Below are 13,096 nucleotides of genomic sequence, written 5' to 3' on the forward strand. Positions count from 1 at the left end.
CTCAGACGTTTAATCACAACGCTAGATCCTCAGGTGTAAATGTCATCTTGAACGAACGATATTGGTTGAAATCGCTCGGCTTCATACCCTGCATCTCGGTCAGACGACCGATGTTCTTCACTGCTGCCACCGCCGAGCTGTCGTACGGGCCGTCACCACTGGACCGGGCCACGCTGACGCTGGTGATGGTACCGTCCGGCAACATGTTGATCTGCAGGACCACCGTCATGCCCTTGCGCGCGGAAGGCGGACGAGCCCAGCCCTCGGCCGCGCGCATGCGGATCAGGTCGTCGAAGTCGCCGGCCACCTGGTCACCCTGCTCGTCGGCCAGCGCCTGCTGCCGTTCGGTGGTGTCGGACAACAGCTCGGCCAGGGCCTGGGCTTTCTTGTCTTCCGCCGCCTTGCGGGCCGCTTCCTGTGCCTTTTTCTTCTGGGCATCTGCAGCGGCCTTTTTCTTGGCCTCTTCAGCTGCCTTCTTCTTCGCTTCCTCGGCTACCGCTTTCTTCTTGGCGTCCTCGGCTGCTTTCTTCTTGGCCTCTTCGGCCGCCTTTTTCTTGGCGTCCTCGGCGGCTTGTTTCTTCGCCTCTTCAGCGGCCTCTTTCTTGGCCTCTTCTTCGGCTTTTTTCTTTTCTTCCTCGGCCTTCTTCTTGGCGATGTCGGCCTGCTGCTTCTCGGCAGCCTTCTTCGCCTCTTCGGCCTTCTTGGCTTCGGCGGCTTTCTTGGCCTCGGCGGCCTTGGCGGCCTCGGCAGCTGCCTCGGCTTTCTTGGCTTCGGCGGCCTCGCGGGCCTCCTCGGCCTTTTGAGCAGCGTCGGCTTTCTTTTGTTCCGCGGCCTTCACGGCCTCCTGCTCGACCTTCTTCTGTTCCAGCTGCTCGACTTCGGTCTGGCGCGAAGCGGTTTTCTTCGCTTCCCCGGCAATCTTCTGATTGGTCTGGGTAGTCGCCTGGCTCTTGGACTTGAGCTGGTACAGGGTAGCCTGGACGATCGGCTTGGATGGCGGCAGCTCAGGCGTCATGGCAAAACTGACGAACAGCAGGGCGAACACCAGCACATGCAGGCCGATGGCCCAGATACTGGGCCAGAAGTAGCTTTCCGAGGCGGATGGCTCTCGCTGTTGCATCAGGGCGCCTCGGTAATCAGGCCAACGTTACCGACACCGGCCTTCTGCAACCCGCCCATGGCACCCATGACCGCGCCATAGTCGACAGCCTTGTCGCCACGAATGAACACCTGGGTCTGCTTGCCCTGGTCACGGCCGGCGGCAATGATCTTGGTCACCGCGTCGGTCATGGCTGGCAAGGTCATGGCCTTGTCCATCTGCTTGTCGGTATCGACTTCGCTGCCGAGGTTCCAGTAGTAGGTCTTGTCGGCCTTGATGGAGATGGTGAGGATCTGGACGTTGTTGTCCTGCGGCAAGGCTTCACTGGAAACCTTGGGCAGGTCTACCTTGACGCCCTGGTTGAGCATGGGCGCCGTCACCATGAAGATGACCAGCAGTACCAGCATCACGTCGATGTAGGGCACCACGTTCATCTCGGCGACGGGCTTGCGTTTGTGGCGAACTCGGGCCATGGGCTTCTACCTGATTACTCTTCGCTGGTGTGCACTTTGCGGTGCAGGATCGCCTGGAACTCGTCGGCGAAGGTGTAGTAACGGCCGATCAGCACTTCGCTGCGCGCCGAGAAGCGGTTGTAGGCGATGACCGCCGGAATTGCCGCGAACAGGCCGATGGCGGTGGCGATCAGCGCTTCGGCAATACCCGGGGCGACCGTGGCCAGGGTGGCCTGCTGGGCGCTGGCCAGGCCGCGGAAGGAGTTCATGATGCCCCATACGGTACCGAACAGGCCGATGTACGGGCTGGTCGAACCGACGGTGGCCAGGAACGGCAGGCTCTGCTCGAGTTTTTCTTCCTCGCGCGAGATGGCTACGCGCATGGCACGGGCAACGCCCTCCATGACCGCGTCCGGGTCAACGCCAGGCTGCTGGCGCAGGCGCGAGAATTCCTTGAAGCCGGCACGGAAGACCTGCTCGACACCGGAATCCGGGTCTGGGTTGCTGCCTGCCTGACGGTACAGCTTGGACAGGTCGATGCCCGACCAGAAGCGCTCCTCGAAGGCATCCAGCGCACGACGACCGGCGCGCAGCATGGTGCTGCGCTGGAAGATCATGACCCATGAGGTGACCGAGGCGGCCACCAGGGTCAGCATTACCAGCTGTACCAGCACACTGGCATTGCTGACCAGACTCCACATGGAGGTATGGTCGACGACGTTAGCTTCCACGCTTATTCTCCTGCATTCGATTGAGTACCCGAGCCGTCCGCCACAAAGGCGTCACGCAGCTCCGGGGGTATGGCTCGGGGTTTGAAAGTGTCGGCGCGCACGGCGGCCACCAGGAACTGCCCTTCGCAGAGCAGCGTTTCATCCTTTTCCCGCCAGACCTGCTGCACGAAGCGCAGGCTGGCGCGATTGAGTTCAAGTACTTGCGCGGTCACCCGAAGCTCGTCGTCCAGCCGCGCCGGCGCGTGATAGCGCGCTTCGCTGGAGTGGACCACGAACAGCAGGTTGTCTTTGGCCAGCTGCGCCTGGGAAAAGCCCAGGTGCCGCAGCCGCTCGGTACGCGCGCGCTCCATGAATTTCAGGTAATTGACGTAATACACCACGCCACCGGCATCGGTATCTTCGTAATAGACTCGACAACGGTGTGCGAACGGTTCCAGGCCATTTTGCGCGCGCATACTCTAGTGCTTACTCCTCAGCTTGCCAATCCGCTGTGGCAACTGTTTTTTCTTCATTAATGTCTTATTGCCAGCGCACCCTCGGCATGCCAGCGGTAGGACCACGAAAAGCCGTTTTCGATCTGTCACTCATCGCCCGTTTCGGAAAAATCCCCACCCTCCCCCAGGCGCCCGGGCACGTTCAGGCCGAAGTGCAGGTAGGCATGTCGGGTGACCACGCGGCCGCGCGGCGTGCGCATGATGTAGCCTTGCTGGATCAGGTACGGCTCGAGCACGTCCTCGATGGTATGGCGCTCTTCACTGATGGCTGCCGCCAGGTTGTCCACGCCGACCGGGCCACCGTCGAACTTCTCGATCATGGTCAGCAGCAGGCGGCGGTCGGAGTGGTCAAAACCACGCTCGTCGACGTCCAGCAGGTTGAGCGCCATGTCGGCCACGGCCTTGGTGATCTGGCCCTTGCCGCGCACTTCGGCGTAGTCGCGCACGCGGCGCAGCAGGCGGTTGGCGATACGTGGCGTGCCACGGGCCCGGCGGGCGATCTCGTAGGCACCCTGGTCTTCGATGGCCAGGCCAAGGATGCCGGCCGAACGGCTGACGATGGTGGCCAGGTCCTTGTCGCTGTAGAACTCCAGGCGCTGGACGATACCGAAGCGGTCCCGCAGCGGGTTGGTGAGCATGCCGGCACGGGTGGTGGCACCGACCAGGGTGAACGGCGGCAGGTCCAGCTTGATCGAACGGGCCGCAGGGCCTTCGCCGATCATGATGTCGAGCTGGAAGTCCTCCATCGCCGGGTACAGCACCTCTTCGACGACCGGTGACAACCGGTGGATCTCGTCGATGAACAGCACGTCGTGCGGTTCGAGGTTGGTCAGCATCGCCGCGAGGTCGCCCGGGCGCTCGAGAATGGGCCCCGAAGTGCTCTTGACCGACACACCCATTTCCTGGGCGATGATGTTGGCCAGGGTGGTCTTGCCCAGGCCGGGCGGACCGAAGATCAGCGTGTGGTCGAGCGACTCGCTACGGCCACGGGCGGCCTGGATGAACAGCGCCATCTGCTCGCGCACCACTGGCTGGCCGATGTACTCGTCCAGCCGCAGCGGGCGAATCGCACGGTCCTGGACTTCTTCACGGTCGCGGCCACTGGCGGCGATCAGGCGGTCGGCTTCGATCACTTGGTAATCATCCCTTTCAGGCTGCGACGAATCAGTTCCTCACTGCTCAGGCCGGCCTTGTCCTTGATCGCGGCGATTGCCTTGCTGGCTTCCTGCGGCTTGTAGCCCAGCGAAACCAGGGCGCTGACGGCATCGGCTTCTGCTGTGGATGCGCTGGCGACCGGCAGCGGCCCGTCGGAGACCAGGGTAAACATGGCCGGGGATGTTTCCCAAGCCTTGAAGCGGTCCTTGAGCTCGACCAGCAGGCGTTCGGCGGTCTTCTTGCCGACACCGGGCACGCGCACCAGGGCCGAAGTATCCTGGGCCTGCACGCAGCGCACCAGTTCGTCCACTTCCAGCCCGGACATGAGCGCCAGGGCCAGCTTCGGCCCTACGCCGTTCAGGCGGATGAGCTCGCGGAACAGCTCGCGCTCACGCTTTTCGGCAAAACCGTAGAGCAGGTGAGCATCCTCGCGCACCACCAGGTGGGTGTGCACGGTTACGGGTTCGCCCACCTTGGGCAGACGGTACAGCGTGGTCATGGGAACTTCCAGTTCGTAACCTACGCCGTTGACGTCGATAATCAGGTGCGGCGGCTGTTTTTCCGCCAGGGTGCCGCGCAAACGTCCAATCACGTTCCGATCCTTCCTCTCGGGGAGCCGGTCAAAGACCGCTCAACCCTATCAGCAAATGCAGCGGGTGAACGCATCACCCGAACAAAATGTGTATCAGCGCATGAAGCGCCTACAGACGCAAGCGCCCGCCGCGCCGCCGTGCCGTGGCCAGGCCATGCGGCACCAGGCTGGAACGGGTGTGGGCGTGGCACAGGGCGATAGCCAGGGCGTCGGAGGCGTCGATCTGCGGCTTCTGCGTCAGTTTCAGCAGGTGCATGACCATCATCATCACCTGCTCCTTGTTCGCCCCCCCGGTACCGGCTACCGCCTGCTTGACCTGGGTGGCGCTGTACTCGGCGATTTCCAGGCCGGCTTCGGCGGCTGCGACGATGGCCGCGCCACGGGCCTGGCCGAGCTTGAGCGCCGAGTCGGCGTTACGGGCCATGAACACCCGCTCGATGCCCATGGTTACCGGGCCGTGCTGGGCGATGATTTCACCCACGCCACGAAAAACGATCTGCAACCGTTCGTGCAGCTCGCCGCTGCCGGTGCGAATGCAGCCCGACGCCACGTACTCGCAACCACGGGCGGTCTGGCGTACCACGCCATAGCCGGTGATGCGCGAGCCGGGGTCGATACCAAGAATCAGAGTCATAGTGCCCGTCGTACAAAGCTCATGTTTTAACACCATTGGGGCCGCTGCGCGGCCCAACGCCGGCAAGCCAGCTCCCACAGGTACAGTGCAAGACTTGAGGGTGGCACTGTACCTGTGGGAGCTGGCTTGCCGGCGATGGGCTGCACAGCAGCCCCAATAAAGCTACCTGCCTGGCCCGAATGCTCAGGACACGTTAGCCGAGGTTTTCCATGATCTCATCGGAAATCTGGGCATTGGAGTAGACGTTCTGCACGTCATCCAGGTCTTCGAGCATGTCGATCAGCTTGAGTACTTTCTCGGCACCGTCCTGGTCGAGTTCGGCGCTGGTGGTCGGCTGCATGACGATTTCAGCGTCAGCGGCCTTGAAGCCAGCCTCTTCCAGGGCATTGCGCACGGCGTAGAAGCTGTTGAACGAGGTGAACACGTCGAACGAGCCATCGTCGTTGGCCACCACGTCGTCGGCATCGGCTTCCATCGCCGCTTCCATCAGCGCGTCTTCTTCCACGCCCGGAGCAAAGCTGATCTGCCCCTTGCGCTCGAACAGGTAGGCCACCGAACCGTCGGTGCCCAGGTTGCCACCACACTTGGTGAAGGCATGACGCACGGCGGCGGCAGTACGGTTGCGGTTGTCGGTCATGGCCTCGACCATGATCGCCACGCCCCCCGGACCGTAACCTTCGTAACTGAGCTCTTCGACGTTGTCGCTTTCGTTGGTGCCGGCACCACGGGCCACGGCACGATCGATGATGTCGCGGCTCATGTTGGCACCCAGGGCCTTGTCCAGCGCCAAACGCAGGCGCGGGTTGGATGCCGGGTCAGCACCACCCTGCTTGGCAGCGACCGTCAGTTCGCGGATCCACTTGGTGAAGATCTTGCCTCTCTTGGCATCCTGGCGCTCTTTGCGGTGCTTGATGTTCGCCCACTTGGAATGACCAGCCATAACGACTCCGAATCCTTTGAATCACAAACAGCCCCGCCCCTGTAGGGGGCGGGACGGGAAATTGCCTGCGCCGGAACGCAAAGGCGCATCCATGTGGATGCGCCCGGGGACTGCTTACTCGACCTTTGTCTGTTCGCGCAGTCGGATGTGCAGCTCGCGCAGGGCCTTGGCGTCGACCAGGCCAGGGGCCTGGGTCATGACGCACGCGGCGCTCTGGGTTTTCGGGAAGGCGATCACTTCACGAATCGACTGGGCACCGGTCATCAGCATGACCAGGCGATCCAGGCCGAAGGCCAGACCACCGTGAGGCGGTGCACCGAACTTCAGGGCGTCGAGCAGGAAGCCGAACTTCTCTTCCTGTTCTGCCGCTTCGATGCCCAGCAGGCGGAACACAGCCTGTTGCATCTCTTTACGGTGGATACGGATCGAACCGCCACCCAGCTCGGTACCGTTCAGGACCATGTCGTAGGCACGGGACAGGGCCACGGCCGGGTTGGCCTCGAGCTCTTCCGGGGTGCACTTCGGCGCGGTGAACGGGTGGTGCAGCGCGGTGAAGCTGCCGTCCTCGTTCTCTTCGAACATCGGGAAGTCGACCACCCACATCGGTGCCCACTCGCAAGTCAGCAGCTCGAAGTCGTGGCCCAGGCGGATACGCAGCGCGCCCAGGGCTTCGCTGACCACCTTGAACTTGTCGGCACCGAAGAACACGATGTCACCGTCAACGGCGCCAACGCGGTCGAGGATGGTGTTGAGGTTGGCCTCGGGGATGTTCTTGACAATCGGCGACTGCAGGCCTTCGACACCCTTGGCGCGCTCGTTGACCTTGATGTAGGCCAGGCCCTTGGCACCGTAGATACCGACGAACTTGGTGTACTCGTCGATCTTGCTGCGCGGCATGCTGGCGCCGCCAGGCAGACGCAGGGCGGTAACGCGGCACTTCGGATCGTTGGCCGGGCCGGCGAACACCTTGAAGTCGACATCCTTGAGCTGGTCGGCAACGTCGACCAGTTCCAGCGGGATACGCAGGTCCGGTTTGTCGGAGCCGTAGCGGCGCATGGCTTCTTCGAAGGTCATGTGCGGGAATTCGCCGAATTCCAGGTCCAGCACTTCCTTGAACAGCTTGCGGATCATGCTTTCGGTCAGGCCCATGATCTCGCTTTCATCGAGGAAGCTGGTCTCGATGTCGATCTGGGTGAATTCCGGCTGGCGGTCGGCACGCAGGTCTTCGTCACGGAAGCACTTGGCGATCTGGTAGTAGCGATCGAAGCCGGCAACCATCAGCAACTGCTTGAACAGCTGCGGCGACTGCGGCAGGGCAAAGAAGCTGCCGGCATGAGTACGGCTAGGCACCAGGTAGTCACGCGCGCCTTCCGGGGTGGCACGGGTCAGGATCGGCGTCTCGACGTCAAGGAAGCCGTTTTCGTCGAGGAAGCGACGGATGCTGCTGGTGATACGCGAACGCAGGCGCAGCTTGTCGGCCATTTCCGGGCGACGCAGGTCGATGAAACGGTAGCGCAGGCGGGTTTCTTCGCCGACGTCGGAGTATTCGTTCAGCGGGAACGGTGGGGTTTCCGCTTCGTTGAGCACGTTCAGCTGGTAGCCGAGGATCTCGATGGCGCCGGAAGCCATGTTGGCATTCACCGCACCTTCAGGGCGCTTGCGGACCTTGCCGGTGATCTGCACGACGTATTCGCTGCGCACGCGGTCGGCAGCGGCGAAGGTTTCGGCGCGATCCGGGTCGAACACGACCTGGGCCATGCCTTCGCGGTCACGGATGTCGAGGAAGATCACCCCGCCGTGGTCGCGGCGACGATGGACCCAGCCGCAAAGGGTGACTTCCTGGCCGTCCAGGCTCTCGTTCAGTTGGCCGCAATAATGGCTGCGCATCATGATGGTGGTTTCGCTTCTCGTGATTCGTGTATTCGGTGGAGGCCTTGGCCGCCCGGAGAGGGCTAATACTGCAAGACCCGGTCACAGCATTCAACTCAGTCGGCCTTGTCGCCGCCTGCCAGATTCTTTTTCGCCCCGGTCTTGAAGTCGGTTTCGTACCAACCGTTACCGCTCAGGCGGAAGCCTGGCACCGACAGCAGCTTCTTCAGCGCCGGCGCCTGGCAGGCCGGGCAATCGGTCAGCGGCGCGGCGCTGATCTTCTGCAGCACTTCCATGCGGTGCTCGCAGGATGCACATTGATAGTCATAAAGGGGCATGGGTGTCTCTCGTCAACCACAACGCTGGCTGCCGGGGCAGCAAAAAGCGGGATTATATATGGTTAACAAGCACTGCGCAGCCCGCCAGGCGATCAGCGCACACTTGGCGGGTCCAGCAGCCAGGCGACGCAGATCACCCGGATCAGCCCGCTGAAGTTGCGCACCCCGCCTTGTCGCAGGTGCACCTCACGATCCACATAGGACAGGACCGCACTGACCGAGCAGCGGTTGGCCGCTGCGATGCGCTCCAGGATACCCCAGTAGACGGCCTCCAGCCGCAGGCAGGTGGAAAAGCCGTTGAGCCGCACCGAGCGTGACACCGGCTGGGTCTGCAACATGTCGAAATCCGCCTTGAACGGATCGATGCACTGTTTACCCGGCCAACGCCCCTGGCCAGCCACACGCTTGCTTGCTTGCGTCATGCGCCACACTTCCTCGTCACAGGTACCAGGTGGCCTATGAAGCGCTGTTGGGCGAGCTTAAAGCAGCGGCAAAATCTTCCTGCACAAAATTGCGCAGGACCTGTAGGAGCGGCCTTGTGTCGCGATGGGCTGCGAAGCAGCCCCAGGGTTTGAGTGCAATTGCACAAATTGCTGGGGCTGCTTCGCAGCCCATCGCGACACAAGGCCGCTCCTACAAGGGCCGATACAGCGTTGGGTATCTACTTGCCGTCGAGCAGCACCCGCAGCATCCAGGCGGTCTTCTCGTGCACCTGCATGCGCTGGGTCAGCAGGTCGGCGGTCGGCTCGTCACTGACCTTGTCCACCACCGGGAAGATGCTGCGCGCGGTACGCACCACGGCTTCCTGGCCCTGCACCAGCTGGCGGATCATCTCGTCGGCATGCGGCACCCCTTCCTCCTCCTTGATCGAGGAGTGCCGCGCATAAAATGCATAGGACCCCGGTGCCGGGAAGCCCAGGGCGCGGATGCGCTCGGCAATCGAGTCGACCGCCAGCGCCAGTTCGTTGTACTGCTCTTCGAACATCAGGTGCAGGGTGCGGAACGACGGACCGGTGACGTTCCAGTGGAAGTTATGGGTTTTCAGATACAACACATAGGTATCCGACAACAGGCGGGACAGCCCATCGACGATGGACTTGCGATCTTCTTCACTGATACCGATATCAATTGCCATGAAGTTCCCCTTTCCATAAGGCGTGAGACCCAAGCGGGTGCCGACCACTGTAGCAACACTTGGTCTGCGCCGCATGTGACATGGCGCAACACATCGCCCCTCGGGGACAGCGGTTTGAGTAGCCTGCGGCTTTACTGTTAAATAGGCATGGTGCCACCCGTGCGGATTGCCATTTGCCGGGTGCATAGGCTGGCCTGCCGCGTGTTCGCGCTCTACACCTCATGCGCACCGTGCTGCCAGCTCTTCCTGTGATCGGCCTTATCAACTGTGAGCCAACCCCATGTTCAAGATCGTCCATCTGGTGACGGGCGTGGCAGCCTTGCTGCTATCGCTCATGCCCAGCCTGAAAACCGATGCGTTACCCTTCCTGCAACAACCCGACGCGGTCTATCTCGCCCTGCTCGGCCTGCTCAACCTGGTGCTGGCCCCGGTCGTGCCACTGTACTACCGCGGCGCGCGGCAGCAGTTGCAGCACCTGGCCTGTGCCCTGCTGGTGGTGGCCGTGGTGCTGCAGACCCTGACACTGCTGGCCCGCCCGGAAATGGGCAACCTGGCCGCACTGGTCTGCGCAGCGCTGGCCGTGGCCGTGCACCTGGCCGTGGGCTTTGCCCGCAGCCCCCGCAAGGCACGCACCAGCCAGCACGCGGCGCAGGATGGTGGCAGTCGTGATACCGGCACCGTGAAATGGTTCAACACGTCCAAAGGCTTCGGCTTCATCTCCCGCGACTCGGGCGATGATATCTTCGTGCACTTTCGCGCCATTCGTGGCGAAGGCCACCGCATCCTGGTGGAAGGCCAGCGCGTGGAGTTTTCCGTGATGCACCGCGACAAGGGCCTGCAGGCCGAGGATGTGGTTGCGGTAACCCGCCGCTGATCCCGTTTGCAGAAACCATCCCTTGTGGGAGCGAGCATGCCGCACCCACAAGGTTTGTGTGCATCCAGCGGAATATGTGTAGCAGGTTCAGGTATCAATAATGAGGCGGCGGTGCCTCGTCCCCTTCGCTGCCATACTGGCCAACCATCTCTTCGTAACGTTTGATCAGCTCGGCCATCTGCAACTGCAGCCGCTCGATCACCCGGCCCTGCTCGACCACCACGTCATTCAATGCCTGGATGGTGTCATCCTGAAACGCCAGGCGGGTTTCCAGTTCGACCACTCGTGATTCAAGCGGCATGTCAGGCCTCCTGGTAACCGGCGAGCTGCAGCCCGCGCAGGCGCTGGCGGATGGCTTGCACCTGGTCGTCGGTGTACGCCGTCGCCGGGCACTTGCCCCACACCGGTGCCGGCCAGGCCGCGTCGTCGCGCTGGCGCACGATCACGTGCATGTGCAACTGACTGACCACATTACCCAACGTAGCCACGTTCATCTTGTCGGCGCTGTAGCTGGCTTTCAGCGCTTCGGCCAGGCCGGTGGTTTCCTGCCACAACTGCTGCTGCTCCGCAGCATCGAGCTCGAACAGCTCGCTGATGCCGGCGCGCTTGGGCACCAGTATGAACCATGGATAGTTGGCATCCTTGCTCAGCAGCAACTGGCACAGCGCAAACTCCCCCAGCACCAGCGAATCCTGCTGCAAACGCGAATCGAGGACGAACACGGCAAATCTCCTTCAGGCAGAACCAACCCGCTTCACGCGGAAAACAGGCCTGCAAGGATACCCTGCACGTTCCCGGTAACACAGCGCTACTTTTCGCACCAAAATGAGGCCACCGATACCCCTCGCACCACACTTGTCACCCCGCGGGTGACGCTGCATGAACAAGTTGCGGTAACACATTGACTTTCATGACAGCTTTTCAAATTTTAACGATTCTTGACCGTGCTACCGCATCAGGCGCCTCCCGCCCCGTGTTTACGGCACTTTCCGACCCCCGGTAGCAGGTTTTGTGAAAATTTCATGAAGCGTTGTGAATTTTGAGCACGCTTGTTGCATTCCTTTCACGCCAAGTCGGCACGACATCTGCATCGGCGGGTGAACGCGACAAATAACAACAGCGACAGTGGTTACCAGGGAGTTTCCCAACCGGAATCGGTAGTTACAGATTCTTTACGGTGAAAGAAGCAGCGCTGGTGTTGACGGCCCTTAAACCGGGGCGTGATTTGCGACATGGAACTACCTAGAAGCGACATGGTGAAAAAGTTCCGAAAAGGATGCTTATACCCATATCGCCAAGAACAGTCAGCGTGCTATACATTTTCGCCGACATAACAAGAAAGAGCTGCCCCATATAACTAGAACACTTGGACGCAGCGGTACTCTTCCTAAAAACCAAAGGAGCAAATCACGATGCGCGTGATGAAGTGGAGCATGATCGCCCTGGCCGTTGCGGCAGGGACCTCGCAGTTGGCATTGGCCTCTTCCCAGGACGAGTCCAAAGGTTTCATCGAAGACAGCAAGCTGAACGTCAAGACCCGCATGCTGTACTTCAGCCGTGACTTCCGTAACAACCCAGCCGGCACCCAGAGCCGTCGTGAAGAAACCGGCCTGGGCTTCCTCGGCACCTTCGAGTCCGGCTTCACCCAGGGCACCGTTGGTGTGGGTGTCGATGCCATCGGCATGCTCGGCCTGAAACTGGACAGCGGCAAGGGCCGCGCCGGTACCGGCCTGTTCCCTACCGGCTCTGACGGCCGTTCGCAGGATGACTACTCCAAAGCCGGCGGCGCGGTTAAATTCCGCATCTCCGACACCGTGCTGAAAGTGGGTGACCAGTTCACCGCTCTGCCGGTCTTCGCCACCGACGACAGCCGCCTGCTGCCGGAAATTGCCCAAGGCACCCTGATCACCAGCAACGAGATCGAGGGCCTGACCCTGCACGCTGGTCATTTCACCAGCCTGACCGCCCAGGAGCAAACCAACCGCGACAGCTTCGGCCTGAAGGAAGCCAACGTGGTAGGTGGTACCTACGCCTTCACCGACAACCTCAGCACCAGCCTGTACTACTCGAAGGTTGAAGACTACTGGCGCAAATACTACGCCAACGTCAACTGGGCACTGCCGATCTCGGACAAACAAGGCCTGGTGTTCGACTTCAACATCTATGACACCAAGAGCGAAGGCTCGGCCGAGTACCGCGCATTCGATGGCGACAAGCTGGACAACCGCGCGTTCAGCCTGTCGGGCGCCTACAACATTGGCGCTCACACCTTCACCCTGGCCTACCAGAAAGTCACCGGTGACGGCGACTACGGCTATGGCATCGACGGTGGCGGCACCATCTTCCTGGCCAACTCCGTGGCCCGTTCCGACTTCAACGCCGAAGACGAGAAGTCCTGGCAGGCTCGCTACGACCTGAACTTCGCCGAATACGGCATCCCGGGCCTGACCTTCATGACCCGTTATGTACGCGGTACCGACGCCAACGTCGCCGGCACCAGCAACGGCAAGGAATGGGAACGCGACGTCGACATCAAGTACGTGCTGCAAAGCGGCCCGGCAAAAGACTTGAGCTTCCGCGTGCGTCAAGCCACCTATCGCTCTTCCGATGGCGTCTACTACGATTCCCCATCGATCGACGAACTGCGCCTGATCGTGGAGTACCCGCTGAGCATCCTGTAAGCCTGGCTTGCAGTGCCCCGCACTTGAAAAAGCCCGGCGATCACGCCGGGCTTTTTCTTGGCTGACAAGCGTCACGCCCTGGGGCATCCTGTACGCCTTCGT

16 protein-coding genes are annotated in these 13,096 nt (G+C 61.7%); 2 read left to right on the forward strand and 14 right to left on the reverse strand.

Features of this window, described 5'->3' with window-relative positions; genetic code table 11:
• Positions 1–13: 13 nt before the first annotated feature.
• The 12 genes from tolA to AC2T3R_RS20020 form a co-directional block, all read right to left on the reverse strand.
• Positions 14–1,120, reverse strand: a complete 1,107-nt coding sequence (gene tolA / locus AC2T3R_RS19965) for a cell envelope integrity protein TolA (RefSeq protein WP_013973804.1) — start codon at positions 1,118–1,120, stop codon at positions 14–16.
• Positions 1,120–1,572: a protein TolR gene (tolR, locus tag AC2T3R_RS19970; RefSeq protein WP_003254760.1), complete on the reverse strand. Its 453-nt coding sequence runs from the start codon at positions 1,570–1,572 to the stop codon at positions 1,120–1,122. Before tolR ends, tolA begins: the two co-directional genes overlap by 1 nt.
• 14 nt (positions 1,573–1,586) lie before the next feature.
• The gene (gene tolQ, locus AC2T3R_RS19975) at positions 1,587–2,282 is read right to left on the reverse strand and encodes a protein TolQ (protein ID WP_015271471.1); all 696 of its coding nucleotides are present in this window, start codon (positions 2,280–2,282) and stop codon (positions 1,587–1,589) included.
• A gap of 2 nt (positions 2,283–2,284) precedes the next feature.
• Entirely contained in the window at positions 2,285–2,737 is a 453-nt protein-coding gene (ybgC, locus tag AC2T3R_RS19980) for a tol-pal system-associated acyl-CoA thioesterase (RefSeq protein WP_023662944.1), read from the reverse strand.
• Between the two features lie 125 nt (positions 2,738–2,862).
• Positions 2,863–3,909: a Holliday junction branch migration DNA helicase RuvB gene (gene ruvB / locus AC2T3R_RS19985; RefSeq protein ID WP_004375289.1), complete on the reverse strand. Its 1,047-nt coding sequence runs from the start codon at positions 3,907–3,909 to the stop codon at positions 2,863–2,865.
• Positions 3,906–4,523 (reverse strand): Holliday junction branch migration protein RuvA, encoded by a 618-nt coding sequence (gene ruvA / locus AC2T3R_RS19990; RefSeq protein ID WP_015271473.1) that lies wholly within the window; start codon positions 4,521–4,523, stop codon positions 3,906–3,908. The genes ruvB and ruvA overlap by 4 nt, the downstream gene beginning before the upstream one ends.
• A gap of 109 nt (positions 4,524–4,632) precedes the next feature.
• The gene (gene ruvC / locus AC2T3R_RS19995; protein ID WP_004375291.1) at positions 4,633–5,157 is read right to left on the reverse strand and encodes a crossover junction endodeoxyribonuclease RuvC; all 525 of its coding nucleotides are present in this window, start codon (positions 5,155–5,157) and stop codon (positions 4,633–4,635) included.
• A gap of 193 nt (positions 5,158–5,350) precedes the next feature.
• Positions 5,351–6,097: a YebC/PmpR family DNA-binding transcriptional regulator gene (locus AC2T3R_RS20000; protein WP_013973810.1), complete on the reverse strand. Its 747-nt coding sequence runs from the start codon at positions 6,095–6,097 to the stop codon at positions 5,351–5,353.
• A 114-nt stretch (positions 6,098–6,211) separates the two neighbouring features.
• Positions 6,212–7,987: an aspartate--tRNA ligase gene (gene aspS / locus AC2T3R_RS20005; RefSeq protein WP_023661313.1), complete on the reverse strand. Its 1,776-nt coding sequence runs from the start codon at positions 7,985–7,987 to the stop codon at positions 6,212–6,214.
• A 95-nt stretch (positions 7,988–8,082) separates the two neighbouring features.
• Positions 8,083–8,304 (reverse strand): FmdB family zinc ribbon protein, encoded by a 222-nt coding sequence (locus AC2T3R_RS20010; protein WP_003254776.1) that lies wholly within the window; start codon positions 8,302–8,304, stop codon positions 8,083–8,085.
• Between the two features lie 92 nt (positions 8,305–8,396).
• Positions 8,397–8,726 carry a ribbon-helix-helix domain-containing protein gene (locus tag AC2T3R_RS20015; protein WP_015271475.1) on the reverse strand — a complete coding sequence of 110 codons (330 nt, stop codon included), beginning with the start codon at positions 8,724–8,726 and terminating at the stop codon, positions 8,397–8,399.
• A 239-nt stretch (positions 8,727–8,965) separates the two neighbouring features.
• Complete coding sequence (locus tag AC2T3R_RS20020) at positions 8,966–9,439, reverse strand: Dps family protein (protein ID WP_013973814.1); 474 nt, start codon at positions 9,437–9,439, stop codon at positions 8,966–8,968.
• Between the two features lie 280 nt (positions 9,440–9,719).
• Here AC2T3R_RS20020 and AC2T3R_RS20025 point away from each other — a divergent pair, with 280 nt between their 5' ends.
• Complete coding sequence (locus tag AC2T3R_RS20025) at positions 9,720–10,313, forward strand: cold shock domain-containing protein membrane protein (RefSeq protein WP_397461873.1); 594 nt, start codon at positions 9,720–9,722, stop codon at positions 10,311–10,313.
• A gap of 94 nt (positions 10,314–10,407) precedes the next feature.
• Here AC2T3R_RS20025 and AC2T3R_RS20030 read toward each other — a convergent pair whose 3' ends face one another.
• Both AC2T3R_RS20030 and AC2T3R_RS20035 read right to left on the reverse strand, forming a co-directional pair.
• Positions 10,408–10,614 carry a SlyX family protein gene (locus tag AC2T3R_RS20030; protein ID WP_015271477.1) on the reverse strand — a complete coding sequence of 69 codons (207 nt, stop codon included), beginning with the start codon at positions 10,612–10,614 and terminating at the stop codon, positions 10,408–10,410.
• A 1-nt stretch (position 10,615) separates the two neighbouring features.
• Positions 10,616–11,035: an HIT family protein gene (locus AC2T3R_RS20035; protein WP_410953299.1), complete on the reverse strand. Its 420-nt coding sequence runs from the start codon at positions 11,033–11,035 to the stop codon at positions 10,616–10,618.
• Positions 11,036–11,725: 690 nt separating this feature from the next.
• On the opposite strand from AC2T3R_RS20035, the gene AC2T3R_RS20040 reads away from it, so the two are divergent.
• A complete protein-coding gene (locus AC2T3R_RS20040; RefSeq protein WP_013973818.1) occupies positions 11,726–12,994 on the forward strand; it encodes an OprD family porin in 1,269 nt (422 codons plus the stop codon).
• Positions 12,995–13,096 lie beyond the last annotated feature (102 nt).

Source organism: Pseudomonas sp. PVC-5-1, assembly GCF_057444345.1.

Coding starts and splice junctions, on each gene's coding strand:
- ybgC (WP_023662944.1), bottom strand. CDS start 2,737: ATGCGCGCGCAAAATGGCCTGGAACCGTTCGCACACCGTTGTCGAGTC.
- AC2T3R_RS20000 (WP_013973810.1), bottom strand. CDS start 6,097: ATGGCTGGTCATTCCAAGTGGGCGAACATCAAGCACCGCAAAGAGCGC.
- ruvC (WP_004375291.1), bottom strand. CDS start 5,157: ATGACTCTGATTCTTGGTATCGACCCCGGCTCGCGCATCACCGGCTAT.
- AC2T3R_RS20030 (WP_015271477.1), bottom strand. CDS start 10,614: ATGCCGCTTGAATCACGAGTGGTCGAACTGGAAACCCGCCTGGCGTTT.
- AC2T3R_RS20020 (WP_013973814.1), bottom strand. CDS start 9,439: ATGGCAATTGATATCGGTATCAGTGAAGAAGATCGCAAGTCCATCGTC.
- tolA (WP_013973804.1), bottom strand. CDS start 1,120: ATGCAACAGCGAGAGCCATCCGCCTCGGAAAGCTACTTCTGGCCCAGT.
- aspS (WP_023661313.1), bottom strand. CDS start 7,987: ATGATGCGCAGCCATTATTGCGGCCAACTGAACGAGAGCCTGGACGGC.
- tolR (WP_003254760.1), bottom strand. CDS start 1,572: ATGGCCCGAGTTCGCCACAAACGCAAGCCCGTCGCCGAGATGAACGTG.
- AC2T3R_RS20040 (WP_013973818.1), top strand. CDS start 11,726: ATGCGCGTGATGAAGTGGAGCATGATCGCCCTGGCCGTTGCGGCAGGG.
- AC2T3R_RS20010 (WP_003254776.1), bottom strand. CDS start 8,304: ATGCCCCTTTATGACTATCAATGTGCATCCTGCGAGCACCGCATGGAA.
- AC2T3R_RS20025 (WP_397461873.1), top strand. CDS start 9,720: ATGTTCAAGATCGTCCATCTGGTGACGGGCGTGGCAGCCTTGCTGCTA.
- AC2T3R_RS20015 (WP_015271475.1), bottom strand. CDS start 8,726: ATGACGCAAGCAAGCAAGCGTGTGGCTGGCCAGGGGCGTTGGCCGGGT.